We start from the raw sequence: 24778 nt of genomic DNA, 5'->3' as shown, positions 1-24778 counted from the left end.
TAGGGCTTTCCCCTGATACCGCAGGCTTCTTCGGTTCCGATTCGAATTGCTGCACAGGATTTCATTTATGCCGGTGACATATTGTTGTCACTCGGCACCTCCATCATTAGTTGCGCTTTACATGAAGTCCAAGTCCAAAGGCCCGCCCCGCGCCTCGATTCTGGAAATCGCGCGTGAGGCCAAGGTCTCCACGGCGACGGTTTCACGGGCATTCAATCGTCCTGAACTGCTGCATGCCGAGACGCTCAGTCGCGTACAGCGCATCGCCCGGCAACTGGGTTTCCGGCCCAATCTGGTGGGACGCAGCCTGCGCAGGGGCAGTACGCAGACGATAGGCGTGCTCCTGCCAACCCTGACCAATCCTGTATTCGCGGAGTGTTTCGAAGGGGCTTGCCGATATGCCCAGAACATCGGCTACAGCATCATGGTCGCGACGACCAACTACGACCACCAAGGCGAACTCGAAAGTCTGCATACCCTGCTGGATCATCAAGTCGACGGGCTGATACTGACCTTGGGGTCCTACATGCCGCTCGCCAACCACGATCTGCTGCAGAAAGCGCAGGCCACGCCCTACATCCTCGCCTACAGCATGCTCCCCGGCATTCCCTCGGTCACGATCGACGATTTCCGCGCCAGCCAACACCTGGCCGAACTGCTGGCGGCCTTCAACCATCGCCGCATGGTCTTCCTGTCCGGACCGTTGCGCGACTCCGATCGCGCCGCCCGGCGTCTGCTGGGCGCGCGCGCATGCGCCGAACGGCTCGGCCTCGACCCCGTGCCGCATGCCGTCATGCCTTCCCACGTCGAGTGCGACCCGATACAGGTCGAGCAGCTCATCCGGCGGCAAACGCTCCCCATCGCCGTCATGTGTTCCAACGATCTGCTCGCGCTTTCGCTCATGTCGATCTGCCGGTCGCTGGGGCTGCGCATCCCGCAGGACGTGTCGGTCTGCGGCTTTGACGGCATCGCGCCGGGCGCCATGTACGACCCGCCCCTGACCTCGGTGGTGCAACCCAGCATGGAAATCGGGCAGATCGCCTGCAAGAAATTGCTGGACCACCTGACCGCCGACCATCGCCTGACTTCCGCGATCGTGCCGCACCGCATCTTCGAAGGCGGCACGGTTTGCACACTCCCCCCTCGCCCCGACAAAGGAGCCGCAGCACCATGAAACGCTTCCTGATTCCCGTCCTGGCCGCGCTGACCGTGGCCGGCGCGCAGGCCCAGGCCGCCGACGCGATCTGCTACAACTGCCCGCCCGAATGGGCCGATTGGGCCACGGCGCTGAAAGCCATCAAGGAAAAGACCGGCATCACGGTGCCTGGCGACAACAAGAACTCCGGCCAGGCGCTGGCTTCGCTGGCCGCCGAACGCAAGAATCCCGTGGCCGACGTCGTCTACTACGGCGTGAGCTTCGGCATCCAGGCGGCCAAGGATGGCCTGGTGCAGGCCTACAAGCCCGCGCACTGGGACCAGATCCCCGCCGGCATGAAAGACCCCGACGGCAAGTGGTTCGCCATCCACTCCGGCACGCTGGGCTTCATGGTCAATGTCGATGCCCTGGGCGGCAAGCCCGTGCCGGCCTCCTGGGCCGATCTGCTCCAGCCCGCGTATCGCGGCATGGTCGGCTACCTGGACCCGGCCTCGGCCTTCGTGGGCTATGCCGGCGCGGTCGCCGTCAATCAGGCGCTGGGCGGCTCGCTGGACGATTTCGGCCCCGGCATCGCCTGGTTCAGGAAGATGCAGCAGAACCAGCCCATTGTGCCCAAGCAGACCGCCTATGCGCGCGTGCTCTCGGGCGAGATCCCCATCCTGGTCGACTATGACTTCAATGCCTACCGCGCCAAGTACAAAGACGGCGCCAATGTCGTCTTCGTGATCCCGGCCGAAGGCACGGTGGCCGTGCCCTATGTCATGAGCCTGGTGAACGACGCGCCGCATGCCGTCAATGGCCGCCGCGTGCTGGACTTCACGCTCTCCGATGAGGGCCAGGCCATCTGGGCCCGCGCCTATCTGCGTCCGGTGCGCGCGGCCACGGTGCCGCCCGAGGTCCAGGCCCGGTTCCTGCCGGCCAGCGAGTATGCGCGCGCCGGCACGGTGGACTACGGCAAGATGGCCGAAGTCCAGCGCGCCTTCGCCGAACGCTACGCCAAAGAGGTGCAATGATGTCCCGCCGCCGCTGGTGGTGGTTCGCCGCGCCGGCGGCGGCGGTCTTCCTGGCGTTCTGGCTGCTGCCCATGGTGGCGCTGGCCTGGCTGGGCGCGTCGCCCCGCGACGGGCAATCCGCCTACCTGGCCGTCCTGTCCCATCCGGCCTATTGGCGCAGCCTTTTGAACACCGTGGCGCTGTCGCTGGGCGCCACGGCCGCGACCTTGCTGCTGGCCCTGCCCGCCGGCCGCTTCCTGGCCTGGCATCCCGTGTTTCCGGGCCGGCGCCTGCTCATGGCCATGCTGACCTTTCCGCTGGCCTTTCCCGGCGTGGTGGTCGGCTTTTTCATCATCCTGATGGCCGGACGCCAGGGCATCCTTGCCGCCCTGAGCAAATGGCTGACCGGCGAGTCCCTGGTGTTTGCCTACGGCATGGCGGGGCTGTTTCTCGGCTATCTGTATTTCTCGCTGCCGCGCGCCATCGGCATGATCGCGGCCGCCGCGCAAGGCATGGACCGCGGCCTGCTCGAAGCCGGACGCACGCTGGGCGCCTCGGCCTGGCGGCGCTTCGCCGACATCGAACTGGCCGCGCTGGCGCCGGCGCTGGCCGGCGCCGCGGCCATCAGCTTTGCCACCAGCATGGGCGCCTTCGGCACCGCCTTCACGCTGGCCGCGCGCATCGACGTGCTGCCGCTGACCATCTACAACGAATTCACCAACTACGCCAACATTCCCGTGGCCGCGGCGCTGTCCATCTTCCTGGGCGCGGCCTCGTGGGCCGTCATGTACGCCGCCCATGCCCTGGGCAGCGCGCGCACGGGAGCGGCCGCCTGACCATGACCCCTCTGCATTCCCCTTTTGACAGCCGGCTCGGGCTGGGCATCACGCTGGCCGTTGCCTCCTTCCTGATCGGGCCGGTCGTGCTGTCTGTGCTGGCCGGCCTGACGCGCAATTACTTTATCGGCCTGTCCAGCGGATTGACGCTGCGCTGGATCGCCGAGGTCTGGTCCCTGTATGCGGACACGATAGGGCGCTCCTTGCTGGTGGCCCTGTTGACGCTGGTCATCAGCACGGCATTGGGCGTGCCGCTGGCCTGGGTGCTCACCCTGTTTCCCGGCAGAGCCGGCCGCGCCCTGGAAGAACTGCTCACCCTGCCAGTCGCCGTGCCCGGACTGGCCTCGGCGCTCGCCCTCATCCTTTCCTGGGGGACGCTGCCGGGCCTGCGGGGCAGCCTGTGGTTCATCGTCATCGGCCATGTGCTGTTCACCTTGCCCTTCATGGTGCGCGCCGCGCGCGCCAGCATGGCCCAGGGCCTGGCCGTGCTCGACGAGGCGGCGGCCACCCTGGGCGCCAGCCGGCTGGCGCGCTTTTTCACCATCGTCGTGCCCAATGCCATGCCCGGCATCCTGGCCGGCGCCCTGAGCGTGCTGACGCTATCCATCGGCGAGTTCAACCTCACCTGGCTGCTGCACACGCCGCTCACCAAGACCCTGCCCGTGGGCCTGGCCGACAGCTATGCCTCCATGCGGCTGGAAATCGCTTCGGCCTATACCCTGGTTTTCCTGCTCATGCTGCTGCCCCTGATGATGGGTTTGCAGTGGCTGGCCCGCTCTCGTGTAACGCCCTCATGACCCATCCCCTGACGATCACCCTGGAAAACTGCGCCAAGACCTGGCCCGACGGCACGCGCGCCCTGCATCCCCTGGACCTGCGCATCGCGGGCGGCGAGATCCTGGCCCTGCTGGGCCCATCCGGCTGTGGCAAGACCACGCTGTTGCGCCTGATCTGCGGCCTGGAGCAGGGCGACGCCGGCAGCCGCGTGCGCTACGGCGACGAGGACGTGACCGCCTTGCCGCCCGAGGCGCGCGGCGTGGGCGTGGTGTTCCAGAACTATGCGCTCTTTCCCAATATGAGCGTGGCGCAGAACGTCGCCTATGGCCTGCGCGTGCGCGGAGCCTCGCGCGCCGAACAGGCGCGCCGGGCGGCCGAGATGCTGGCGCTGGTGCGCCTGTCGGCGTTCGGCGAACGGCGCGTCTCCCAGCTTTCCGGCGGCCAGCGCCAGCGTGTGGCGCTAGCCCGCGCCCTGGCCATCGAGCCGCGCGTGCTGCTGCTGGACGAACCCCTGACCGCGCTGGACGCCAAGTTGCGCGAGCAGCTGCGGGTGGAGCTGGCGCAGATGTTGCGCGAACTCGGCATAACCACCATCATCGTCACACACGACCAGGATGAAGCCATGGTGCTGGGCCATCGCATCGCCGTGATGTCGGCGGGCCGGCTGGAGCAGATAGGAGATGCGCAGACCTTGTTCACCCAGCCCGCCACGGATTTCGTCGCTGAGTTCTTCGGCACGCTATGCCAGGTACGGGCGGAGCTGCGCGAGGGACGCCTGGGCGCGGGCTCGCGGCAACTGCGTTTCCGTCCGCACCACGCCCGGCTGCTGGCGCCGCATGCCGATGCCTTGCCCGTCCTCATACAGGCCCGGTTTTTCATGGGGACGTCCATACGTTATGAACTCGCACTGCCCGACGGACAACGTTTCAGCGTCCTCGCCGCGCCCGACAGTCCGCAGCAAGCGGGCGAGACCGTCAGCGTGGCGCTGGATTTCGAACTCTGAGGTAACACTATGCTCATCGCTCAAATCACTGATCTGCACATCCGCATGCCGGGCCAGAAGGCGTATCGCGTCGTCGAAACCGACCGCTACCTGCCGCCGGCCATCAAGGCCCTGAATGCCCTGGCTCCGGCGCCCGACGTGGTCATCATCTCGGGCGATCTGACCGATTTCGGCCGGCCCGCGGAGTATCACTATCTGCGCGATATGCTCGCTGCCTTGCGCATGCCCTACTACCTGATGCCCGGCAATCACGATGCGCGCGAGCAACTGCGCGAGAGCTTTCCCGAGCACGGCTATCTGCGCCAGGGCGGCGCGTTTACCCAGTACACGGTCGAGCACCTGCCCCTACGGCTCATCATGCTGGATACCGTCGTGCCCATGCAAAGCCACGGCATGCTCTGCGACGAGCGGCTTGCCTGGCTGGAGGCCCGCCTGCTGGAAGCGCCGGACCGTCCCACCGTCATCGCCATGCACCACCCGCCCTTCAAGACCGGCATCGCCCACATGGACAGGATAGGGCTGCTGCAAGGCGCCGATGCGCTCGAAACGTTGGTTCGACGCCACGCCAACATCGAACGCATCATCTGCGGCCATTTGCACCGCAGCATTTTCCAGCGTTTCGGCGCCACGCTGGCCTCGACCTGCCCGTCACCGGCGCATCAAGTGGTACTGGATCTGCGCCCGGAAGGCCCGGCAGCCTTCAATCTCGAGCCGCCGGCCTATCACTTGCATCATTGGCGCGACGGCCGCTTGCTGACGCATCATGCCTACATCGGGGAATACCCTGGGCCCTATCCTTTCCATGAGAACGGCGAGCTGATTGACGACTGACACACCCCCGTCATCTTTGCAGCGCAACATGAAAAGGATTTCATTTGCGCCCAGAATCAAACATTCCACGCGCGCGGCCAATATGTCCGATCCATGGGCCCGGCCGCCACACAATCAACGGCGCAGCGGTAGAAAGGCGGTATCCGCGCCTTAACGACAACAAGATATGTCCACCCTAGTTCTGGAGAGCCTGACCAAGCAGTACGCCGACGCAACGGCAATAGAAGGAGTGGGATTCGAAGCCGCCGCCGGCAGCTTCACGGTATTGCTCGGCCCATCGGGTTGCGGAAAATCCACCACGCTGCGCATGATCGCCGGCCTGGACTCGCCCACATCCGGCCGCATTCTCATCGGCGGCCAGGACGTCACCCAACTGCCGCCGTCCAAGCGGCGCATTTCCATGGTGTTCCAGTCGTATGCGCTGTTTCCGCATCTGTCGGTGCGCGAGAACATCCTGTTCGGCCTGCGCGTGCGCAAGGAGCCGGCGCGCGACTTTGACCGCCGCCTGGCGCGCGTGGCGGACCTGCTTGGCCTGTCGGCGCTATTGGACCGCAAGCCCTCGCAGCTCTCCGGCGGCCAGCAGCAGCGCGTGGCGCTGGGACGCGCCGTCATCTCCGAGGCACCGGTCTGCCTCATGGACGAACCGCTTTCCAACCTGGACGCCCAGCTGCGCCATGAAATGCGCCGCGAGATTCGCGCGCTGCAGCAGGAACTGAAGATCACCATGGTCTATGTCACGCATGACCAGACCGAGGCCATGAGCATGGCCGACCAGGTCGTGCTGCTGCGCGGCGGCAGGATCGAACAGCTCGACAGCCCCGACGGCCTGTATGCGCGCCCGGCGACCGAATTCGCGGCGCGCTTTATCGGCACGCCGCCCATGAACCTGATGACGCTGGACACGGCGGGCGAGCAGCGCGTGCTGGCCGGCACGCCAGGGCCGGCCATTGCCGGCACGCCCGCGGCGGCGCGCACCCTGGGCGTGCGCCCCGAGCACATGCGCATCGATCCGGACGGCATCGCCGCCACGCTGGAAAGCGTCGAGTACTTCGGCGCGGACTCGATCGCGGTATGCCGGGTGGGCAGCAACAGCGGCATCGCCGTGCGCGTGGCCGGCCATCTGCGCGCCGCCCCGGGCGGCCATGTCGGCCTGCGCTGGGATGAAGACCGGCAGCACTTTTTTGGCGCGGACGGCCGCGCGATCTGAACCTGGCCAGGCTGGCCGGCCTTGTATCTCGATGCACCTTACCTTGATTAGGACTGCGAACATGCGACGTTTCGTTCTGAAGACCCTGGCCGCCGGACTGGCCGCCTCCTTGCTCGGCCTGCCCGCCCTGGCCCAGAAGAGTCCCGTGGAAGTGGAGTTCTACTATCCCGTCGCGGTGGGCGGCCCCATCACCAAGATCGTCGACGACATGGTGGCGGATTTCCAGAAAGAGAATCCCGGCATACGCATCAAGCCCATCTATGCGGGCTCCTACCAGGACTCCATCGCCAAGGCCCTGACCGCGCTCAAGGGCGGCACGCCGCCGCAGCTGGCCGTGCTGCTGTCGACAGATATGTTCACCCTGATCGACGAGGACGCCATCGTCCCCATCGATACGCTGGCCAAGAGCGACGCCGACAAGCAATGGCTGGGCGGCTTCTACGACGCCTTCATGCAGAACAGCCGCAGCGGCGGCCATGTGTGGGGCGTGCCCTTCCAGCGCTCGACCATCGTGATGTACTACAACAAAGCGCTGTTCAAGGAAGCGGGCCTGGATCCCGAGCGCGCGCCGGCTACCTGGGCCGAACTGGTCGACAGCGCCAAGAAACTGACCAAGAAGGACGCCTCGGGCAATGTGACGCAATGGGGTCTGGAGATACCGTCGGGCGGCGCCTTCGCCTATTGGCTCTTCCAGGCGCTGACCACGCCCAATGACGCCATCCTCATGAACGAGGCCGGCAACCAGGTCTATCTGGACAAGCCCGCCGTCATCGAGGCGGCCGAGTTCTGGCATGACCTGTCGGCCAAGCACGGCGTCATGCCCAAGGGCACCATAGACTGGGGCACCACGCCCAAGGACTTCCTGGAAAAGAAAGCCGCCATCATCTGGACCACGACGGGCAACCTGACCAACATCCGCAAGAACGCCGACTTCCCCTTTGGCGTGGCGATGATGCCCAAGCAAAAGCGCGGCGGCAGCCCGACCGGCGGCGGCAATTTCTACGTTTTCAAGAGCGGCACGCCCGAGCAGCAACAGGCCGCGCTGAAGTTCGCCCAATGGGCCACCAGCCCGGAGCGCGCCGCCGACTGGAGCATCGCCACGGGCTATGTGGCCGTGACGCCAGCCGCCTGGCAGACCGACAAGATGAAAAAGTATGCGCAGGAAGTGCCGGCCGCCGCCGTGGCGCGCGACCAGCTCGAAGTCAGCGTGGCCGAGTTCTCCACGCATGAAAACCAGCGCGTGACCAAGGTGCTCAACGATGCGCTGCAATCGGCGCTGACCGGCGCCAAGCCGCCCAAGCAGGCGCTGACCGATGCGCAGCGCGAGGCCGAGCGCATCCTGCGCGCCTACAAATGAGGCTGGCGCCACGCTCGCTTCAGGCGGTCTATGGCTGGCTGCTTCTGCTGCCAGCCATCGTCCTGCTGGCCGCCTTCACGCACTACCCGGCGCTGGCCACGGTGTGGCACAGTTTTTTCTCCACGCCCAAGGGCAAGCGCCCGGCGCAGTTCGTGGGCCTGGAGAACTATGCCGTCATGCGCGATGACCCGGTGTTCTGGCAATCCCTGTGGAACAACCTCTGGTTCGCGCTGGGCACCATACCGACGTCGATCGCCATCGCGCTGGCCATGGCCTTGTGGGTCAACCGGCGCCTGGCCGGGCGCGGTTTCCTGCGCATGGCCTATTTCACGCCCACCGTGCTGCCCATGGTGGCCGTGGCCAATATCTGGCTGTTCTTCTACACGCCGCAGTACGGCCTGATCGCCCAGGTGCTGCAATGGTTCGGCCTGCCGGGCATGAACTGGCTGGGCAGCCGCGACACGGCGCTGCCCGCCCTGATGCTGGTCACCGTCTGGAAAGAATCCGGCTTTTTCATGATCTTCTATCTGGCCGCGCTGCAGACAGTCTCGCCCTCGCTGCGCGAAGCGGCCATGCTGGAAGGCGCCTCGCGCTGGCAGTATTTCCGCCGCGTGCTGTGGCCGCTGCTGATGCCCACCACGCTGTTCGTGCTGGTCAATGCCCTCATCAACGCCTTCCGCCTGGTGGACCACGTGGTGGTGATGACCCGCGGCGGCCCGGACAATGCCAGCACGCTGCTGCTCTTTTATATCTACCAGGTAGGTTTCAGCTTCTGGGATACCGCCTATGCCGCCACGCTGACGGTGGTGCTGCTGGTGATGCTGGCCGTGACCGCGCTGATCAAATTCCGCTGGCTGGACCGCAGGACGCACTATCAATGAATGCCAAGTCCGACCTACTCGACACCCTGGGCGCCTGGCTGCTGGGCCTGTTGTGGATTCTGCCCCTGGCCTATGCCGCCTGGGCGGCCTTTCATCCGCCGGCCTATGCCACGCGCTTCGACCTGTTTGCGCCGCTGACGCTGGAAAATTTTTCGCGCGCCTGGCATGCCGCGCCTTTTCCGCGGTATTTCCTGAACACCTTCTTGCTGGTGACCATGGTGCTGGCCGCCCAGCTGGTGCTGTCCACGCTGGCCGGCTACGCCTTCGCGCGTTTCGAGTTTCGCGGCCGCGATGTCGTCTTCATGCTGGTGCTGCTGCAGCTGATGATCATGCCTGACGTGCTGCTGGTCGAAAACTACCGCAGCATGAGCTGGCTGGGGGTGCGCGACACGGTGTTCGCGGTGGGGTTGCCATACTTCGCCTCGGCCTTCGGCATCTTCCTGCTGCGCCAAACCTTCAAGACCGTGCCGCGCGAACTCGAAGAGGCCGCGCGCGTGGAGGGCGCCTCGCCCACGCAAATCCTGCTCAAGGTCTATGTGCCCCTGGCCAAACCCATCTACGTCGCCTACGGACTGGTGTCGGTCAGCCATCACTGGAATAACTTCCTGTGGCCGCTGATCATCACTAACTCAGTGGAATCGCGGCCGCTGACGGTGGGCCTGCAGGTTTTCTCTTCGACCGACCAGGGCATAGACTGGTCGGTCATCACGGCGGCGACCTTGCTGTCGGCCGCGCCGCTGCTGGTCGCTTTCTTGTTGTTTCAGCGGCAGTTCGTGCAGTCCTTCATGCGCGCCGGCATACGGTAGCGCTCAGTAGCCCACGGACAGCCCCGGCAGGTCGACGATGACGCGGGGCTTCTCCAGGGCCAGGGCGGCGTTGCGCGCGAACTCCCCGGCCTCCTTGGCGTCGCCGGACAGGGTCTCATAGCCCAGGGCATCGGCCACGCCCATGATCTTGTCCAGCAGCAGCACCTTGCCGCTGGGGCGCAGGGGCTCGCAGCCCAGCATCTCCCAGGCGCTGTCGAACCAATCGCGGGCAGCCAGCGACGCGGCGCTCGAAGGCTCCACCTGGACGGTGAAATCGAGCGAACGGCGGGCGTCGAAAATCACGGTGACGTCGCTACGCATGGAAGATCTCCTGGAAGTCGAAAATAACGGGCCACCGCAGTATGCAGAAAAAACCGGCCGGGCATTGTCAGACCGGCGACATTGCCTTACCAGCCCCGGCTGACCTCCCAGGTCAGGTCGGCGCGCGCGGCCAAGGACTGGCGCATCATGTCCAGCAGGGGATAGGCGCGCTGCTGCAGGCCCACCTCGCGCTCGATCGGGTGCTTGGGCTCCTGGTCGGGATGGTCTTCGTCCTCGGCCGGGGCAGGCTGCCCGGCCACGGCGGCCTCCAGGCCGGCAATGGCGGCCGGCAGCTGTTCGGGGGTGAAGACGCCGCGCTCGGGGATGTCATCGCCCACCAGCTTGCCCGCCGCCTGAAGAAGCGGGGCCGCATCAGCCGTGCGCATCAGGACTTCGGCGGTGGCCTTGGAATGAAAGGTGATCAGCATCTTGCCTCTCCCAACTGATAATTTCATACACTACCCCATCAGTCCCCCTCTGCCAATACGGCCGTCCGCGGCCGGCCAGGCATGGCAAAACCGGGTTCGCGCTATCATTTAGGCACTTTTCGCGCGAGCGCCCCGCCCGAAGCGGGAGCGGCATCCGCCTCCTGACATTTTCTGCCCATCGCCCATGCTCCCCGAGCAACAACAACACCTCATTTCCCTGCTCGCCCGTGCCGTCGCCGGCATCCTGCCCGAGGCCCGGCCCGACATCCAGCTGGAGCGTCCCAAGGTCGCCGCCCATGGCGATATCGCCACCAATGTGGCCATGCAACTGGCCAAGCCGGCCAAGCGCAATCCGCGCGAGCTGGCCCAGGGCATCGTGGACGCGCTGCTGGCCGATCCCCAGGCGCGCGCCCTCGTCGACAGCGCCGAGATCGCCGGCCCCGGCTTCATCAACCTGCGCTTTACCGCCCAGGCCCGCCAGGCGGTGATCGCCGCCGTGGCCGCGCAGGGCGAGGCGTATGGCCGCGGCCCGCGGCGCGGCGAAAAAGTGCTGGTGGAATTCGTGTCGGCCAACCCCACCGGGCCGCTGCACGTGGGCCATGCCCGCCAGGCCGCCCTGGGCGACGCCATCTGCCGTCTGTTCGACGCCACCGGCTGGGATGTGACGCGCGAGTTCTATTACAACGATGCCGGCAACCAGATCGAGAACCTGGCCATCAGCGTGCAGGCGCGCGCCCGCGGCATCGCCACCGACGCCCCCGAATGGCCGGCCGACGGCTACAAGGGCGATTACATCCTGGACATCGCCCGCGACTACGCCGCCCGCGCATCGGTGCAGGCCGCCGACGGCCAGCCGGTCCAGGCCAGCGGCGACCTCGACAGCCTGGAAGACATCCGCGCCTTTGCCGTGGCCTATCTGCGCCGCGAGCAGGATCTGGATCTGCAGGCCTTCGGCCTGAAGTTCGACAACTTCTTCCTGGAAAGCTCGCTCTACACCTCGGGACGGGTCGAGCGCACCGTGCAAAGGCTGGTCGCCAATGGCCACACCTACGAGCAGGACGGCGCGCTCTGGCTGCGCACGACCGAACTGGGCACGGGCGACGACAAAGACCGCGTCATGCGCAAGCGCGAAGGCGGCTACACCTATTTTGTCCCTGACGTGGCCTATCACCAGGCCAAGTGGGAGCGCGGTTTTCACCAGGCCATCAATATCCAGGGCAGCGACCACCACGGCACGGTGGCGCGCGTGCGCGCCGGGCTGCAAGGCCTGGACGAGGGCATCCCCAAGGATTTCCCGGCCTATGTGCTGCACAAGATGGTCAAGGTGATGCGCGGCGGCGAGGAGGTCAAGATCTCCAAGCGCGCCGGCAGCTATGTCACCATGCGCGACCTGATCGAATGGGTGGGCCGCGACGCGGTGCGCTACTTCCTGATCCAGCGCCGCGCCGATACCGAATTCGTGTTCGACATCGACCTGGCCCTGTCCAAGAGCGACGAAAACCCGGTCTATTACATCCAGTACGCGCATGCCCGCATCTGCAGCATGATCGCGGGCTCCGGCCTGGACGAAGCCGCCATCGCCGCGGCCGACACCGCGCCGCTGACGGCGCCGACCGAATTCGCCTTGATGCAGCGCCTGGCCGAGTTCCCCAATGTGGTCAGGCTGGCGGCCCAGGAACTCGCGCCGCACCACATCGCCTTCTGGCTGCGCGATTGCGCCTCGGACTTCCATGGCTGGTACAACGCCGAGCGCGTGCTGGTCGATGACCCGGCGCTCAAGCTCGCCCGCCTGCGCCTGGCGGCGACCACGCGCCAGGTGCTGGCCAACGGCCTGGCGCTGTTGGGCGTGACCGCGCCCCAACGCATGTAAGCGCCCATGGCCAGCAAGCGCAAATCCAGCTCCCAGGGCGGCAGCACGCTTTACGGCGTGCTGGCCGGCCTGCTGATCGGCCTGATCCTGGCCGCCGCCGTCGCCTTCTATGTCACCAAGGCGCCCATGCCTTTCGTGGACCGCGCCACGCGCCAGGCCAGCGGCCCCGAAAAACCCATCGATCCGCGCACCGCGCCCGATCCCAACCAGGGCCTGTACGGACGCGACGGGGCGGCGGGCACGCCGCCGACCGGCCCGACGGCGACGGCGCCCACGCCCTTGCCCGATGGCAAGACCGACGATCTGGGCGCCCTGATCGCCACGCTGCCCAGCCCCGATCAGGCCGCCGCGCCGCTGCCCGTCCCCGTGCCCGCCGCGCCGCCCCCGTCCAAGCCGGCCGCCGCGGCCAAGCCGTCCGAGAAGAGCGCCAGCAGCGCCTCCCAGCAGGCCAATGGCAATTACTATCTGCAGGCTGGCGCCTATCGCGTGCAGGCCGATGCCGAGTCCTTGCGGGCGCGCATCCTGCTGCTGGGCCTGCCCGTGAACGTGCAGCGCGCCGAGGTCAATGGCGTGCAGATCAACCGGGTTCGCGTCGGTCCTTTCTCACGCCTGGACGACATGAATCGCGCACGCAGCCGCCTGGGCGAAAACAAGATCGAATCCACCGTGGTCAAGCAGCAATAAACCGTTGAACTTCCGGACCCGCGCCGGGTCTGTAACGCTTTCACTCCAGGAACACGTATGCCGTCTCCTTCGATTTCCCGCCTCCTGGCCGCCGCCGCCCTGGCCGCGACAACCTTTTTCGCCCCCGCCAGCCACGCGCAGGGTGGCAATGGCTATGTCCCCATCTCGCCGGCCCTGCCTTCGGATACCCCGGGCAAGATCGAAGTCCTGGAATTTTTCGCCTACACCTGCCCGCACTGCGCCGCCATCGAACCCATGGTCGAGGATTGGGCCAAGACCAAGCCGCAGGACGTCGTCCTCAAGCAAGTGCCCATCGCCTTCAATGCCGGCATGAAGCCGCTGCAGCAGCTGTACTACACGCTGCTGGCGCTGGACCGCCCCGATCTGCACATCAAGGTCTTCAACGCCATCCACGGCGAGCGCAAGCGCCTGTTCGACAAGAAGTCCATGGGCGAGTGGGTCGCCGCCCAAGGCGTGGACCGCGCCAAGTTCGACGCGGTGTTCGATTCCTTCAGCGTCCAGACCCAGGTGCAGCGCGCCAATCAGCTGGCCGAGGCCTATCGCATCGACGGCACGCCCTCGTTCGCCGTGGGCGGCAAGTTCATGACCTCGCCGGTGCTGGCGGGCAACAGCTATGAAGGCGCCATCAAGGAAATCGACAAGCTGATTCCCATGGCCCGCGGCCAGTAAGCCCCGCCCCCGGGCCGACAGCCCCCCAGGATCCTCCCGGATCTTGGGGGGTTTTTCATGGCGGCTTACAATGCCCGGCAAGCGCCCGTCATCCACGAACCGGAAGCCCCAGCCGCACTATGCAGGCCATCAAGCACCGTCACCGCTGGAGCCTTGCCGCCGCGCTGATCGCAATGGCGCTGCCGTCGCTGCTGATGGCGCCCCTGATCTGGTGGATGGCCCAGGACCGCGCCAGCGGCGAATCCGCCGTCACCGCGGCGACCATACAGCGGCAGATGGACAGCACATTGGATGTGGTCTTCGACAATGTCCGCCGCGCCGTCGGCCTGCTGGACCGGCCCTGTCCCGACGCCGCGCCCGAACTGGCCCGCCAGGCCAATATCACGCTCTATTACCGCTCGCTCAGCCTGATGAAGCACGGCAGGCTGTACTGCACCTCGCTTATCGGCGGCGTCAATTTCGCGCCGCGCGACGTCTTCGACGGCATGGCCACGCTGCCGCCCGCGCGCGCCGTCACGCCCATCGCCGGCTCGCTGGTGGTGCCGGACCGGCCGGCCATCGTGGTGTCCGAATCCACCGCCCCGGGCACGGGCGCCATGGCCGTCATCGACGGCCAGTATCTGCTGGACATCCAGAAGGCGGCCTCCAATAACGGCGAGTTCCGCGTGCGGGTCGACATGAGCGACACCGGCGAGCCGCTTTCGCCCAGCGTGCCCGCCGACGGCGCGGCCGCCTTCAGCGCGCGCGCCAGCGCGCAGGCGCGCTCTTCGCGCTATCCGGTGGTGGTGACGGTGGCGCCGGCCCTGGCCGCCGTGGCCGCGCATCGCCGCTACCTGTGGTGGCACCACGCGCCTTTCCTGGTCATCGTCTCGCTGATCGCCGCCTATGCGGCCTACCAGTACAACCGGCGCCGCTTGTCATTGGCCAGCGAGCTGCAGCGCGGCATGCGCCAAGGCGAATTTTCCATGGTGTACCAGCCCGTGGTGCACCTGCCCAGCGGCAAGATGAGCGGCGTGGAGGCGCTGATCCGCTGGCGCCGCCCGGACCTGGGCATGGTGCGGCCCGATCTCTTCATCCCGCTGGCCGAACAGCACGGCCTCATGCCCGCCTTGACGCGCCACGTCTTCGGCCTGGTGGCCGCCGACCTGCCGCGGCTGGGCCTGGGCCCGGAGGACCACCTGGGGATCAATATCAGCGGTTCGCACCTGGCCATGCCCGCTTTCACGCAGGATGTCGGCAGGCTGATGGAGGCATTGGGGCCGGACCGACCCAAGGTCGTGCTGGAGCTGACCGAGCGCGAGGCCTTGCCGCAAGACCCGCAGACCCAGGCCAATATCCAGCAGACCCGCGATCTGGGCGCGCTGTGGGCGCTGGACGATTTCGGCACCGGGCAGAGCGCGCTGTCCTATCTGCGCGAGCTGGACGCCGATTTCATCAAGATCGACCGCAGCTTTGTGGCCGGCATCGGCACCGACTCGGTCAATGCGGTCGTGCTGGAGACGATTATTTCCCTGGGCCGCCGCCTGCGCCTGGACCTCACCGCCGAAGGCATAGAAACGGCGGAGCAGGCCCAGCACCTGGCCCGCCAGGGCGTGCAATGGGGCCAGGGCTATCTGTATTCGCCGCCGCTGCCGCCCGAAGCGCTGGCGGACTGGCGGCGGGCGCGGGGCTGAACGCGCCGGCTCAATGGCCGGCCGCGCGCGCCAAGGCCCGGGTGAGATCGGCGATGAGGTCGGCCGGCGACTCCAGGCCGATATGCAGGCGCACCAGCGCGTCCTGCCCGCCCTTCCAGTATCGGTGGCGCGCCAGCTCGCCCGGGGTGACCAGCTGCACCAGCGACTCGAAGCCGCCCCACGAAAACCCGATGCCGAATAGCTCCAGGGTGTCGACGAAGATGCGCGCGGCCTGCGGCGACAGGCGCAGCTGGACCGCCAGCATGCCGTTGGAGCCGCTGCAATCGCGCTGCCAAAGCGCATGGCCGGCATCGCCCGGCCATGCCGGGTGGTAGATGGCCGCGACCTCGGGCCGGCCCTGCAAGAACTCGCAGATCTCCAAGGCATGCCGGGCATGCTGCGCCATGCGCACGGGCATGGTCCGCACGCCGCGCAAGGCCAGCCAGGCATCATCGGCGCTGACCGAATAGCCCATGGCGTATTGCGTGCGGTTCAAGCGCTTGGCGATGGCTTCATCGTTGGTGACGACCGCGCCGAGCATCAGGTCGGAATGCCCGCCCACATACTTGGTGCCGGCAATCACCGACACCTGGGCGCCCAGCGCCAGCGGACGATAGATATAGCCCGACCCCCAGGTGTTGTCGGTGGCCAGGATGAGATTGTGCTGGCGCGCAAAACGCGCCAGCGCCGGCATGTCCAGCATCTCGAACAGCAGCGAGCCCGGCGCCTCGGCATAGAGCAGCCGGGTATTGGGACGCACCAGTTTTTCGAGGTCTTCGCCGGCGTGATAGAAGGTCAGCTCGATGCCCATGCGCGACAGCACGGCGGCGTTGAGCTCATGCACCGGACCGTAAACGCAATCGGCCACCAGGGCGTGGTCGCCGGCCGACAGCAAGGCCATGAAGGCCAGGGTGATGCCGCCCAGGCCGGAGGAAGCGAGATAGCAGTGCGTGCCGCCTTCAAGCTGGCAGAACACCTGCTCCAGCGCGGCGTGCGTGTCCATGCCCATGCGGCCGTAGGTGACGGCGCGCTCGCCCGCGGCCTTGCGGCGCTGGGCGTTTTCCAGCGTTTCCAGGCTTTCGAAGCGCACGGTGCTGGCGCGCATGGAGGGCAGATTGACCGGCGCGACGCCAGTCTTGGGGTCGAAGGGCGCGGTGCCCATGTGCTGAAGCAGCGTGTCGATATGCGCGGAAGAAGACATGGCGGCAATGGAGAATGAAAGGATGACAGGGTAGCAGGCGGGGACCCGGCCGGCGGTTGGATCGATATTACCCAAAGCCGGGCGCCACTTGGCCTATGATGCCGAAAGCGCGGCCCGCCGCGATCTTCCTCTTTTCGCCCCGACTCTCATGCTGCCTCTCGATACCCTGATCGCCTTCTTCGGCATCGCCGTGCTGCTGGCCCTCACGCCCGGCCCCGACAATCTCTTCGTCCTGATGCAATCGGCCATCTGGGGCCGCAAGGCGGGCTTTCTGGTCGTGCTGGGCCTGTGCACCGGCCTGCTGGGCCATACCGCGGCCGTGGCGGTGGGGCTGGCCGCGGTGTTCGCGGCCTCGCCGGCTGCCTTCATGGTGCTCAAGCTGGCCGGCGCGGCCTATCTGCTCTATCTGGCCTGGCAGATTCTGCGCGCGCCCGTGGGCGCGGGCACGGCCGAAAAACCCGAGGCCCTGCGCGCCGGCGCGCTGTATCGGCGCGGCATCATCATGAACCTCACCAATCCCAAGGTGCTGCTGTTCTTCTTTGCCTTCCTGCCGCAGTTCACCCGTCCGGGCGCCGGCCCCATGGCCTGGCAGATCGTCGAGCTGGGCGCGGTCTTCATGGTGGCCACGCTGCTGGTCTTCGGCGCCATCGCGATATTCTCGGGCGCCTTCGGGCAGATGCTGCAGCGCTCGGCCACCGCGCAGCGCTGGCTCAACCGGCTGGCCGGCGTGGTCTTCATCGGGCTGGCCCTGCGGCTGGCGACCGCCAGCCGCTGACGGCCGCCCGGGTGCTCAGGCCGCGCGGAAACGCACGATGCCGTCGTCGCCCGTGGCCCGCTTGAGCCGGCCCTCGAAGTAAAGCGCGTGCAGATGCGCCAGCGCCTCGCCCATGGCGAAGGTCAGCTGGTGCAGATCCAGTTTGCGGTGAAAGAGCACCGGCACGATGTCGGTGGTCGATTGCGGCGCCTGCGCACAGGCTTGCATGACCTCGGCCAGGCGCTCGGCATGGTGCTGCTGCTGCTGCGCGATGCGTTCGTGCAGGCCCCGGAAAGGACGGCCATGCGAAGGCAGCACCAGGGTGTCCTGGGGCAGGTCCACATAGGCATTGAGCGAACGCAGATACAGCGGCAGGGGATTGGCCTCGGGCTCGTGGTCGAACACGCTGACGTTGGTCGAGATGCGCGGCAGGACCATGTCGCCGGAAATCAGCAGGCCCAGGTCGGCACAGAAGAAAGACAGGTGTTCCGGCGCGTGGCCGTAGCCCGCGATGGCGCGCCAGTCGTGCCCGCCGATGCGGATCAGGTCGCCATCCATGACGCGGGTAAAGCGCGCCGGCATGCCGGGCACCAGATTGGGGTAATAGCCCGCGCGCTGGCGGATCTGCGCCTGCGCGTCGGGGTCGGTCAGGCCGTGGCGGGCAAAGTGCGCCACCGCGCCTTCGCCGCCGGCGCCGCTGCCGCCGGCCCGGCTGGACCACAGCGAGGCCACCATGAAATCGGTCATGCTCATCCACAGCGGCGCCTGCCAGCGCTGGCAAAGCCAGTCGGCCAGGCCGACGTGGTCCGGATGCATGTGCGTGACCAGCACGCGCAGCACGGGCAGGCCGTCCAGCTCCTGCTCGAACACCTGCTCCCAGAGCGTCTTGACCTCGTCGCGCGAAATACCGCAATCGACGATGGTCCAGCCCTGGCGGCCATCGATCTCATCGCGCAGCAGCCAGAGATTGATGTGGTCCAGCGCAAAGGGCAGGGGCATGCGCAGCCATTTCACGCCGGGCGCCACCTCCTGAGCATGGCCGGGCTGGGGCTGCGCATCGCCCCAGGGGTATTGCAACTTCTGCTCATTGGGATTCATGTCTCGTCTCGCACCCTTGACGCCGGGGTCAAGGCATCATAATTTACGTTTACGTAAACTGCCACACACCGCATGTCCCCGTCAACCTGGACCATCTCCGAGCTCTCGCGCGAGTTCGACATCACGCCCCGGACGATCCGCTTTTATGAGGATCAGGGCATCGTCAGCCCGCAGCGCGAAGGCCGCAACCGCATCTATGGCGCGCGCGACCGCACGCGCCTGAAGCTGGCGCTGCGCGGCAAGCGGCTGGGCCTGCAATTGTCGGAGATCCGCAGCCTCATCGATATGTACGATGGCCCGGGCGACAGCGAGGCGCAGCTGCGCCAATACTTGTCGGTGCTCGGCCAGCACCGCGCCACGCTGGAGCAGCAGCGGCGCGATATCGAGGACACCCTGGCCGAGATCAGCGCCCAGGAACGGCAGTGCCAGGCCTTGCTGGCCAGCAAGGCCTGAGGCGGCCTCACTCGGCCTTGATGGCGTTGGCCTCGATGATCCGCGCGCTGCCGGCGTACTCCTGGCGCACCTGCCGGGTGAAAGCCTCGCCCACCCCCGTGCCCGGCCGCAGATAGGATTTGGCGAGCGGTGTTGTCAACGGCCCGCCTCAGGCCAGATAGCGCTGCACCAACCGCACCCAGTAGCTTGCCCCGGGCGCGATCAAGGCGTCGTTGAAGTCATAGCTCACATTGTGCAGATTGCAGGGCCCCAGGCCATGGCCCGCCATGCGGTGGCCGCCATCGCCATTGCCGATGAAGACATAACAGCCCGGCTTGGCCTGCAGCAGGAAGGCGAAATCCTCGGAGGCCATCACGGGCTCGATCACGCGCGCGCCGTCCTCGCCGGCCACCTCGCGCATCACGTCCAGGCAGAAGGCGGTCTCGGCCTCGGTGTTGATCAGGGCAGGATAGCGGCGCTCGAAGAACACATCGGCCTCGCAGCCGTGGGCGGCGGCCACGCCGGCGGCGACCTCGCGCATGCGGCGCTCGATGAGGTCCACCACCTCGGGACGATAGGCCCGCACCGAGCCGCCCAGCCAGGCGCTGTCGGGGATGACGTTGATCACAGGGCCGCCGGCCTGGACCTGGGTGATGGACAGCACGGCCGCATCCAGCGGACGCTTGCTGCGCGTCAGGATGGTCTGCAGGCTTTGGCCGATGGCGAACAGGGCCGGCACCGGATCGGCGCAGTCCTGGGGCGCGGCGGCATGGCCGCCCTTGCCCCTGACCGTGATGCGAAAGCCATTGGCCGCGGCCATCATCGGTCCGGCGCACACGCCGAAGGCGCCCGCCGCGATGCCGGGCCAGTTATGCATGCCGAAGACGGCCTCGCAGGGAAAGCGCTCGAACAGGCCGTCCTCGATCATGGCGCGGCCGCCCGCGCCGCCTTCCTCGGCGGGCTGGAAAGTGAAATAGACCGTGCCGTCAAAGCCGCCATGCGTCTTCAAATGGCGCGCGGCCGCCAGCAGCATGGCCATATGGCCGTCGTGGCCGCAGCCGTGCATCTTGCCCTCGTGCCGCGAACGGTGGGCGAACTGATTTTCTTCCTGCATGGGCAGGCCGTCCATATCGGCGCGCAGCATGATGGCGCGCGGCGAGGCGCCCAGCTTCAGGACGCCGACGACGCCGGTCTTGGCGATGCCGGTATGGACCTCGATGCCCCAGCCGCGCAGGGTGTCGGCCACCAGGGCGGCGGTGCGATGCTCTTCGTAGCACAGCTCCGGATGGGCATGGATGTCGCGGCGCAAAGCGACGATGTCGTCCAGATTGGCTAGCATGGTGATTCCCCCTGTTTCTACGGAATGGCAATGATGGCGCGGCATCTTACCTGGGGCAAATCGCCCCGAGGCCGCCCGGGCCTAGGGAAAACCCGACTGATCTTTACGTTTACGTAAACGTAATATTTGCACTGCATCATCCGCCCGGACACCCTGGGGCGGCGCGGCGCGTGCGAGCACTTACTATCACGGAGACATCGATGAACATTCCTGGCCTGAACTTCGATCTGGGCGAAGACCTGGACATGCTGCGCGATGCCGTGCGCAGTTTCGCCCTGAGCGAGATTGCTCCGCGCGCCGGCGAGATCGACCGCAGCGATCAATTCCCGATGGATCTGTGGCGCAAGTTCGGCGAGCTGGGCGTGCTGGGCATGACGGTGAGCGAGGAGTACGGCGGCACCAGCCTGGGCTATCTGGCCCATATGGTGGTGATGGAAGAAATCTCGCGCGCCAGCGCCTCGGTGGGCCTGTCGTATGGCGCGCACTCGAATCTCTGCGTCAACCAGATCTACCGCAATGGCACGGATGCGCAGAAATCCCGCTATCTGCCCAAGCTGATCTCCGGCGAGCATGTCGGCGCGCTGGCCATGAGCGAGCCCGGCGCGGGATCCGATGTCGTGAGCATGCGCCTGCGCGCCGAGAAAAAGGGCGACCGCTACGTCCTGAACGGCAGCAAGATGTGGATCACCAACGGCCCGGACGCCGACACCCTGGTCGTCTACGCCAAGACCGATCCCCAGGCGCATCAGCGCGGCATCACGGCCTTTCTGGTCGAAAAGGGTTTCAAGGGCTTTTCGGTGGCCCAGAAGCTGGACAAGCTGGGCATGCGCGGCAGCCACACCGGCGAACTGGTGTTCGAGGACTGCGAAGTCCCCGAAGAAAACATCCTGGGCCAGCTCAATGGCGGCGTGAAGGTGCTGATGAGCGGCCTGGACTATGAGCGCGCCGTGCTGTCGGGCGGGCCGCTGGGCATCATGCAGGCCGTCATGGACGTCGCCGTGCCCTACGTTCACGACCGCAAGCAATTCGGCCAGGCCATCGGCGAGTTCCAGCTCATCCAGGGCAAGATGGCCGATATGTACACCACGCTGCAGGCCAGCCGCGCCTTCTGCTACACCGTGGGCAAGAATCTCGACCGCCTGGGCCGCGAGCATGTGCGCCAGGTCCGCAAGGACTGCGCCGCCCTCATCCTGTACACCGCCGAGCGCGCCACCTGGATGGCCGGCGAGGGCATCCAACTGCTCGGCGGCAACGGCTATATCAATGAATATCCGGTCGGCCGCCTGTGGCGCGACGCCAAGCTCTATGAAATCGGCGCTGGCACCAGCGAGATCCGCCGCATGCTGATCGGCCGGGAATTGTTCAACGAAACCGCCTGATCCCGAGCGCGGGCCCGCCTATGCCAAGGATTCCTGATCTGCCGCAAGCGCATCCGGCGCGCGGCCGGGTTGGCGGGCGGCGCTTTTCTTTTACGATACAGACAGGGTCCGGCGCTGCCGGGCCGCGTAGTCCTGTCCCGATTTAAAGGAGCAAGTCATGTCCGATCCTATCGTCATCGTTTCCGTTGCCCGCACGCCCATGGGCAGCATGATGGGCAGTCTGTCCGGCCTGTCCGCCCATGAGCTGGGCGCCGTCGCCATCAAGGCCGCCGTCGAACGCGCCGGCCTCAAGCCGGAGCTGGTCAATGAAGTCATCATGGGCAACGTGCTGCAGGCCGGGCAGGGCCAGGCGCCCGCCCGCCAGGCCGCGCTGGGCGCCGGCCTGCCGCTGGGCGTGAGCTGCACCACCATCCACAAAGTCTGCGGCTCGGGCCTGAAGGCGGCCATGTTCGGCCACGACCTGCTGCTGGCCGGCACGGCCGACGTCGTGGTCGCCGGCGGCCAGGAGAGCATGAGCAATGCGCCCTATCTGCTCCTGAAAGGCCGCCAGGGCTACCGCTACGGCCACAGCACCGTCTACGACCACATGGCCCTGGACGGCCTGGAAGACGCCTACGACCGCGGCAAGGCCATGGGCGTGTTCGCCGAAGACTGCGCCGCCAAGTACAGCTTCAGCCGTGAAGACCAGGACGCCTTCGCGCTGGAATCGCTGCGCCGCGCCCGCGCCGCCACCGAAGACGGCAGCTTCAAGTGGGAAATCACCCCCGTCACCGTGGCCGGCCGCAAGGGCGACACCGTGATCGACACCGACGAAGCGCCGACCAAGGCCATGCCCGAGAAAATCCCGACGCTCAAGCCGGCCTTCAAGAAAGACGGCACGGTGACGGCCGCCAATTCCTCGTCGATTTCCGACGGCGCGGCCGCCATGGTGCTGATGCGCGCCTCGACCGCCGAGAAGCTCGGCGTCAAGCCGCTGGCGCGCATCGTGGCCCACGCCCAGCATTCGCAGGAACCGCAGTGGTTCACGACCGCCCCGGTCGGCGCCCTGAAGAACCTGTTCGCCAAGACGGGCTGGAAGGCCAGCGATGTCGACCTTTACGAGATCAACGAGGCCTTCGCCGTGGTCACCATGGCCGCCATGAAGGACTTCGATCTGCCGCGCGACAAGGTCAACGTCCACGGCGGCGCCACCGCCCTGGGCCACCCCATCGGCGCCTCCGGCGCCCGCCTGATGGCCACCCTGATCGGCGCCCTGCGCCAGCAAGGCGGCAAGAAAGGCGTGGCGACTCTGTGCATCGGCGGCGGCGAGGCCGTGGCCATGGCCATCGAAATGCTTTGACCGGCCCGCGGCCGGGCCCAGCCCGGCCGCCGCAACGACAGGCCGGCATACCCATAACGAGACAAACCGCGCCCATCCCGGGCGCGCCCCTTTCCCCGAACCGAGCCAGGACGGCCATGCCCATCATCGAATCCCGCATCGATACGCGCGGCGCCGATTTCGCAGCCAATGCGAGCGCCATGCAGACGGTGCTCGACGACCTCGACCGCCAGATAACCGCGACCGCGCTTGGCGGCAGCGAAAGCGCGCGTGCCAAGCATGTCGCGCGCGGCAAGCTGCTGCCGCGCGAACGTGTCGAACAGCTCGTCGACCCTGGCAGCCCCTTCCTGGAACTCTCGCCCCTGGCCGCGCATGGCATGTACGACGGCGAAGCGCCGGGCGCGGGCCTGATCACCGGCATCGGCCGCATCGCCGGCACCGAATGCGTCATCGTGTGCAATGACGCCACGGTCAAGGGCGGCACCTACTATCCAATGACGGTCAAGAAGCATCTGCGCGCGCAGGAGATCGCGCAGCAGAACAACTTGCCCTGCGTCTACCTGGTCGATTCGGGCGGCGCCAACCTGCCGCGCCAGGACGAGGTCTTCCCTGACCGCGATCACTTCGGCCGCATCTTCTACAACCAGGCCGTGATGTCCTCCCAGGGCATCGCGCAGATCGCCGTGGTGATGGGGTCGTGCACGGCCGGCGGCGCCTATGTGCCGGCCATGAGCGATGAATCCATCATCGTCAAGAACCAGGGCACCATCTTTCTGGGCGGCCCGCCCCTGGTCAAGGCGGCGACCGGCGAAGAGGTCAGCGCCGAAGACCTGGGCGGCGGCGACGTGCACACGCGGCTGTCGGGCGTGGCCGACCACCTGGCCGCCAACGACCGCCATGCGCTGGAGCTGGCCCGCAACGCGGTGGCCCGCCTGAACCGCCAGAAGCCGCGGCCGCTGGCCCTGGCCGAACCGCGCGAGCCGCGCTACGACCCGGCCGAGCTCAACGGCATCATTCCCGCCGATACCCGCAAGCCCTTCGATGTGCGCGAAGTCATCGCGCGCATCGTCGACGGCTCCGAATTCGACGAGTTCAAGGCCCGCTACGGCACCACGCTGGTCACCGGCTTTGCCCACATCCACGGCATGCCGGTGGGCATCGTGGCCAATAACGGCATCCTGTTTTCCGAATCGGCCCAGAAGGGCGCGCACTTCATCGAGCTGTGCGCGCAGCGCAAGATCCCGCTGGTCTTCCTGCAGAACATCACCGGCTTCATGGTCGGCCGCAAATACGAAAACGAGGGCATCGCGCGCCACGGCGCCAAGATGGTGACCGCCGTGGCGACGGCCAGGGTGCCTAAGTTCACGATCCTGATCGGCGGCTCTTTCGGCGCCGGCAACTATGGCATGTGCGGCCGCGCCTACTCGCCGCGCTTGCTGTTCATGTGGCCCAATGCGCGCATCTCCGTGATGGGCGGCGAGCAGGCGGCCAGCGTGCTGGCGACGGTCAAGCGCGACGGCCTCGAAAGCCGCGGCGCGCAATGGAGCGCCGAGGAAGAAGAAGCCTTCAAGGCGCCGATACGCGCCCAGTACGAACGCGAGGGCCATCCCTATTACGCCACGGCCCGCCTGTGGGACGACGGCATCATCGCGCCTGCCGATACTCGCCGCGTGCTGGGCCTGGCCCTGTCCGCGGCCCTGAACGCCCCCATCGAAGATACGCGCTTCGGCGTGTTCCGCATGTAA

At 66.9% G+C, this 24778-nt stretch carries 25 protein-coding genes; 19 read left to right on the top strand and 6 right to left on the bottom strand.

Annotated elements, in window-relative coordinates; genetic code table 11:
- Positions 1 to 121 precede the first annotated feature (121 nt).
- From L540_RS04900 to L540_RS04855, 10 genes are all read left to right on the top strand, one after another.
- Complete coding sequence (locus tag L540_RS04900) at positions 122 to 1174, top strand: LacI family DNA-binding transcriptional regulator (protein WP_043210606.1); 1053 nt, start codon at positions 122 to 124, stop codon at positions 1172 to 1174.
- Positions 1171 to 2169 carry an ABC transporter substrate-binding protein gene (locus tag L540_RS04895; RefSeq protein WP_043210608.1) on the top strand — a complete coding sequence of 333 codons (999 nt, stop codon included), beginning with the start codon at positions 1171 to 1173 and terminating at the stop codon, positions 2167 to 2169. The genes L540_RS04900 and L540_RS04895 overlap by 4 nt, the downstream gene beginning before the upstream one ends.
- Complete coding sequence (locus L540_RS04890) at positions 2169 to 2984, top strand: ABC transporter permease subunit (protein ID WP_043211126.1); 816 nt, start codon at positions 2169 to 2171, stop codon at positions 2982 to 2984. Before L540_RS04895 ends, L540_RS04890 begins: the two co-directional genes overlap by 1 nt.
- A gap of 2 nt (positions 2985 to 2986) precedes the next feature.
- On the top strand, positions 2987 to 3781 hold the full coding sequence (locus tag L540_RS04885) for an ABC transporter permease (RefSeq protein WP_043210610.1): 795 nt from the start codon (positions 2987 to 2989) through the stop codon (positions 3779 to 3781).
- Entirely contained in the window at positions 3778 to 4764 is a 987-nt protein-coding gene (locus tag L540_RS04880; RefSeq protein ID WP_043210612.1) for an ABC transporter ATP-binding protein, read from the top strand. The genes L540_RS04885 and L540_RS04880 overlap by 4 nt, the downstream gene beginning before the upstream one ends.
- A 9-nt stretch (positions 4765 to 4773) precedes the next feature.
- Entirely contained in the window at positions 4774 to 5595 is an 822-nt protein-coding gene (locus L540_RS04875; RefSeq protein ID WP_043210614.1) for a phosphodiesterase, read from the top strand.
- 166 nt (positions 5596 to 5761) lie between these two features.
- Positions 5762 to 6802 carry an ABC transporter ATP-binding protein gene (locus tag L540_RS04870; protein ID WP_043210615.1) on the top strand — a complete coding sequence of 347 codons (1041 nt, stop codon included), beginning with the start codon at positions 5762 to 5764 and terminating at the stop codon, positions 6800 to 6802.
- A gap of 61 nt (positions 6803 to 6863) precedes the next feature.
- The gene (locus tag L540_RS04865; protein WP_043210617.1) at positions 6864 to 8159 is read left to right on the top strand and encodes an ABC transporter substrate-binding protein; all 1296 of its coding nucleotides are present in this window, start codon (positions 6864 to 6866) and stop codon (positions 8157 to 8159) included.
- On the top strand, positions 8156 to 9040 hold the full coding sequence (locus L540_RS04860; protein ID WP_043210618.1) for a carbohydrate ABC transporter permease: 885 nt from the start codon (positions 8156 to 8158) through the stop codon (positions 9038 to 9040). Before L540_RS04865 ends, L540_RS04860 begins: the two co-directional genes overlap by 4 nt.
- Positions 9037 to 9846, top strand: a complete 810-nt coding sequence (locus L540_RS04855) for a carbohydrate ABC transporter permease (protein ID WP_043210619.1) — start codon at positions 9037 to 9039, stop codon at positions 9844 to 9846. Before L540_RS04860 ends, L540_RS04855 begins: the two co-directional genes overlap by 4 nt.
- 3 nt (positions 9847 to 9849) lie before the next feature.
- Here the strand turns inward: L540_RS04855 and L540_RS04850 are convergent, their stop codons facing one another.
- A complete protein-coding gene (locus L540_RS04850; protein WP_043210621.1) occupies positions 9850 to 10167 on the bottom strand; it encodes a hypothetical protein in 318 nt (105 codons plus the stop codon).
- A gap of 86 nt (positions 10168 to 10253) precedes the next feature.
- Complete coding sequence (locus L540_RS04845) at positions 10254 to 10595, bottom strand: DUF1840 domain-containing protein (RefSeq protein WP_043210623.1); 342 nt, start codon at positions 10593 to 10595, stop codon at positions 10254 to 10256.
- Between the two features lie 184 nt (positions 10596 to 10779).
- Here L540_RS04845 and argS point away from each other — a divergent pair, with 184 nt between their 5' ends.
- The 4 genes from argS to L540_RS04825 all read left to right on the top strand — a co-directional run bounded on the left by argS (position 10780) and on the right by L540_RS04825 (position 15512).
- The gene (gene argS, locus L540_RS04840) at positions 10780 to 12465 is read left to right on the top strand and encodes an arginine--tRNA ligase (protein ID WP_043210626.1); all 1686 of its coding nucleotides are present in this window, start codon (positions 10780 to 10782) and stop codon (positions 12463 to 12465) included.
- Positions 12466 to 12471: 6 nt separating this feature from the next.
- Positions 12472 to 13149 carry an SPOR domain-containing protein gene (locus L540_RS04835; protein WP_043210628.1) on the top strand — a complete coding sequence of 226 codons (678 nt, stop codon included), beginning with the start codon at positions 12472 to 12474 and terminating at the stop codon, positions 13147 to 13149.
- A 57-nt stretch (positions 13150 to 13206) separates the two neighbouring features.
- A complete protein-coding gene (locus tag L540_RS04830; protein WP_043210630.1) occupies positions 13207 to 13839 on the top strand; it encodes a thiol:disulfide interchange protein DsbA/DsbL in 633 nt (210 codons plus the stop codon).
- Positions 13840 to 13958: 119 nt separating this feature from the next.
- Complete coding sequence (locus L540_RS04825) at positions 13959 to 15512, top strand: EAL domain-containing protein (protein WP_043210632.1); 1554 nt, start codon at positions 13959 to 13961, stop codon at positions 15510 to 15512.
- A 10-nt stretch (positions 15513 to 15522) separates the two neighbouring features.
- Here L540_RS04825 and metC read toward each other — a convergent pair whose 3' ends face one another.
- Positions 15523 to 16713: a cystathionine beta-lyase gene (metC, locus tag L540_RS04820; RefSeq protein ID WP_043210634.1), complete on the bottom strand. Its 1191-nt coding sequence runs from the start codon at positions 16711 to 16713 to the stop codon at positions 15523 to 15525.
- A gap of 148 nt (positions 16714 to 16861) precedes the next feature.
- On the opposite strand from metC, the gene L540_RS04815 reads away from it, so the two are divergent.
- Positions 16862 to 17488, top strand: coding sequence for a LysE family translocator (locus tag L540_RS04815; protein ID WP_043211128.1), 627 nt, complete (start codon positions 16862 to 16864; stop codon positions 17486 to 17488).
- Between the two features lie 15 nt (positions 17489 to 17503).
- On the opposite strand, the gene L540_RS04810 is transcribed toward L540_RS04815, so the two are convergent.
- Positions 17504 to 18565: an MBL fold metallo-hydrolase gene (locus tag L540_RS04810; protein WP_043210637.1), complete on the bottom strand. Its 1062-nt coding sequence runs from the start codon at positions 18563 to 18565 to the stop codon at positions 17504 to 17506.
- A gap of 72 nt (positions 18566 to 18637) precedes the next feature.
- Between L540_RS04810 and L540_RS04805 the strand changes: the two genes are divergently transcribed.
- The gene (locus L540_RS04805) at positions 18638 to 19018 is read left to right on the top strand and encodes a MerR family transcriptional regulator (protein WP_043210639.1); all 381 of its coding nucleotides are present in this window, start codon (positions 18638 to 18640) and stop codon (positions 19016 to 19018) included.
- 7 nt (positions 19019 to 19025) lie between these two features.
- On the opposite strand, the gene L540_RS22060 is transcribed toward L540_RS04805, so the two are convergent.
- Positions 19026 to 19157: a hypothetical protein gene (locus L540_RS22060; RefSeq protein ID WP_257784708.1), complete on the bottom strand. Its 132-nt coding sequence runs from the start codon at positions 19155 to 19157 to the stop codon at positions 19026 to 19028.
- Positions 19158 to 19166: 9 nt separating this feature from the next.
- Positions 19167 to 20342, bottom strand: a complete 1176-nt coding sequence (locus tag L540_RS04800) for a M20 aminoacylase family protein (protein WP_043211131.1) — start codon at positions 20340 to 20342, stop codon at positions 19167 to 19169.
- Positions 20343 to 20536: 194 nt separating this feature from the next.
- On the opposite strand from L540_RS04800, the gene L540_RS04795 reads away from it, so the two are divergent.
- The 3 genes from L540_RS04795 to L540_RS04785 all read left to right on the top strand — a co-directional run bounded on the left by L540_RS04795 (position 20537) and on the right by L540_RS04785 (position 24778).
- Complete coding sequence (locus L540_RS04795; protein WP_043210641.1) at positions 20537 to 21715, top strand: isovaleryl-CoA dehydrogenase; 1179 nt, start codon at positions 20537 to 20539, stop codon at positions 21713 to 21715.
- Between the two features lie 157 nt (positions 21716 to 21872).
- Entirely contained in the window at positions 21873 to 23054 is a 1182-nt protein-coding gene (locus L540_RS04790) for an acetyl-CoA C-acetyltransferase (protein ID WP_043210643.1), read from the top strand.
- A 116-nt stretch (positions 23055 to 23170) separates the two neighbouring features.
- Positions 23171 to 24778, top strand: coding sequence for a carboxyl transferase domain-containing protein (locus tag L540_RS04785; protein WP_043210646.1), 1608 nt, complete (start codon positions 23171 to 23173; stop codon positions 24776 to 24778).

It is taken from the genome of Bordetella pseudohinzii, from assembly GCF_000657795.2.
In the GTDB taxonomy this organism is placed as follows: Bacteria; Pseudomonadota; Gammaproteobacteria; order Burkholderiales; family Burkholderiaceae_B; genus Bordetella; species Bordetella pseudohinzii.
The sequence above is the reverse complement of the archived record's forward strand: the minus strand, read 5'-3'. Positions and strand labels throughout refer to the sequence as shown.

Bases quoted from the DNA above. Each gene is read 5' to 3' on its own strand.
- L540_RS04900 (WP_043210606.1), top strand. From the start codon at position 122: ATGAAGTCCAAGTCCAAAGGCCCGCCCCGCGCCTCGATTCTGGAAATC.
- L540_RS04895 (WP_043210608.1), top strand. From the start codon at position 1,171: ATGAAACGCTTCCTGATTCCCGTCCTGGCCGCGCTGACCGTGGCCGGC.
- L540_RS04890 (WP_043211126.1), top strand. From the start codon at position 2,169: ATGTCCCGCCGCCGCTGGTGGTGGTTCGCCGCGCCGGCGGCGGCGGTC.
- L540_RS04885 (WP_043210610.1), top strand. From the start codon at position 2,987: ATGACCCCTCTGCATTCCCCTTTTGACAGCCGGCTCGGGCTGGGCATC.
- L540_RS04880 (WP_043210612.1), top strand. From the start codon at position 3,778: ATGACCCATCCCCTGACGATCACCCTGGAAAACTGCGCCAAGACCTGG.
- L540_RS04875 (WP_043210614.1), top strand. From the start codon at position 4,774: ATGCTCATCGCTCAAATCACTGATCTGCACATCCGCATGCCGGGCCAG.
- L540_RS04870 (WP_043210615.1), top strand. From the start codon at position 5,762: ATGTCCACCCTAGTTCTGGAGAGCCTGACCAAGCAGTACGCCGACGCA.
- L540_RS04865 (WP_043210617.1), top strand. From the start codon at position 6,864: ATGCGACGTTTCGTTCTGAAGACCCTGGCCGCCGGACTGGCCGCCTCC.
- L540_RS04860 (WP_043210618.1), top strand. From the start codon at position 8,156: ATGAGGCTGGCGCCACGCTCGCTTCAGGCGGTCTATGGCTGGCTGCTT.
- L540_RS04855 (WP_043210619.1), top strand. From the start codon at position 9,037: ATGAATGCCAAGTCCGACCTACTCGACACCCTGGGCGCCTGGCTGCTG.
- L540_RS04850 (WP_043210621.1), bottom strand. From the start codon at position 10,167: ATGCGTAGCGACGTCACCGTGATTTTCGACGCCCGCCGTTCGCTCGAT.
- L540_RS04845 (WP_043210623.1), bottom strand. From the start codon at position 10,595: ATGCTGATCACCTTTCATTCCAAGGCCACCGCCGAAGTCCTGATGCGC.
- argS (WP_043210626.1), top strand. From the start codon at position 10,780: ATGCTCCCCGAGCAACAACAACACCTCATTTCCCTGCTCGCCCGTGCC.
- L540_RS04835 (WP_043210628.1), top strand. From the start codon at position 12,472: ATGGCCAGCAAGCGCAAATCCAGCTCCCAGGGCGGCAGCACGCTTTAC.
- L540_RS04830 (WP_043210630.1), top strand. From the start codon at position 13,207: ATGCCGTCTCCTTCGATTTCCCGCCTCCTGGCCGCCGCCGCCCTGGCC.
- L540_RS04825 (WP_043210632.1), top strand. From the start codon at position 13,959: ATGCAGGCCATCAAGCACCGTCACCGCTGGAGCCTTGCCGCCGCGCTG.
- metC (WP_043210634.1), bottom strand. From the start codon at position 16,713: ATGTCTTCTTCCGCGCATATCGACACGCTGCTTCAGCACATGGGCACC.
- L540_RS04815 (WP_043211128.1), top strand. From the start codon at position 16,862: ATGCTGCCTCTCGATACCCTGATCGCCTTCTTCGGCATCGCCGTGCTG.
- L540_RS04810 (WP_043210637.1), bottom strand. From the start codon at position 18,565: ATGAATCCCAATGAGCAGAAGTTGCAATACCCCTGGGGCGATGCGCAG.
- L540_RS04805 (WP_043210639.1), top strand. From the start codon at position 18,638: ATGTCCCCGTCAACCTGGACCATCTCCGAGCTCTCGCGCGAGTTCGAC.
- L540_RS04795 (WP_043210641.1), top strand. From the start codon at position 20,537: ATGAACATTCCTGGCCTGAACTTCGATCTGGGCGAAGACCTGGACATG.
- L540_RS04790 (WP_043210643.1), top strand. From the start codon at position 21,873: ATGTCCGATCCTATCGTCATCGTTTCCGTTGCCCGCACGCCCATGGGC.
- L540_RS04785 (WP_043210646.1), top strand. From the start codon at position 23,171: ATGCCCATCATCGAATCCCGCATCGATACGCGCGGCGCCGATTTCGCA.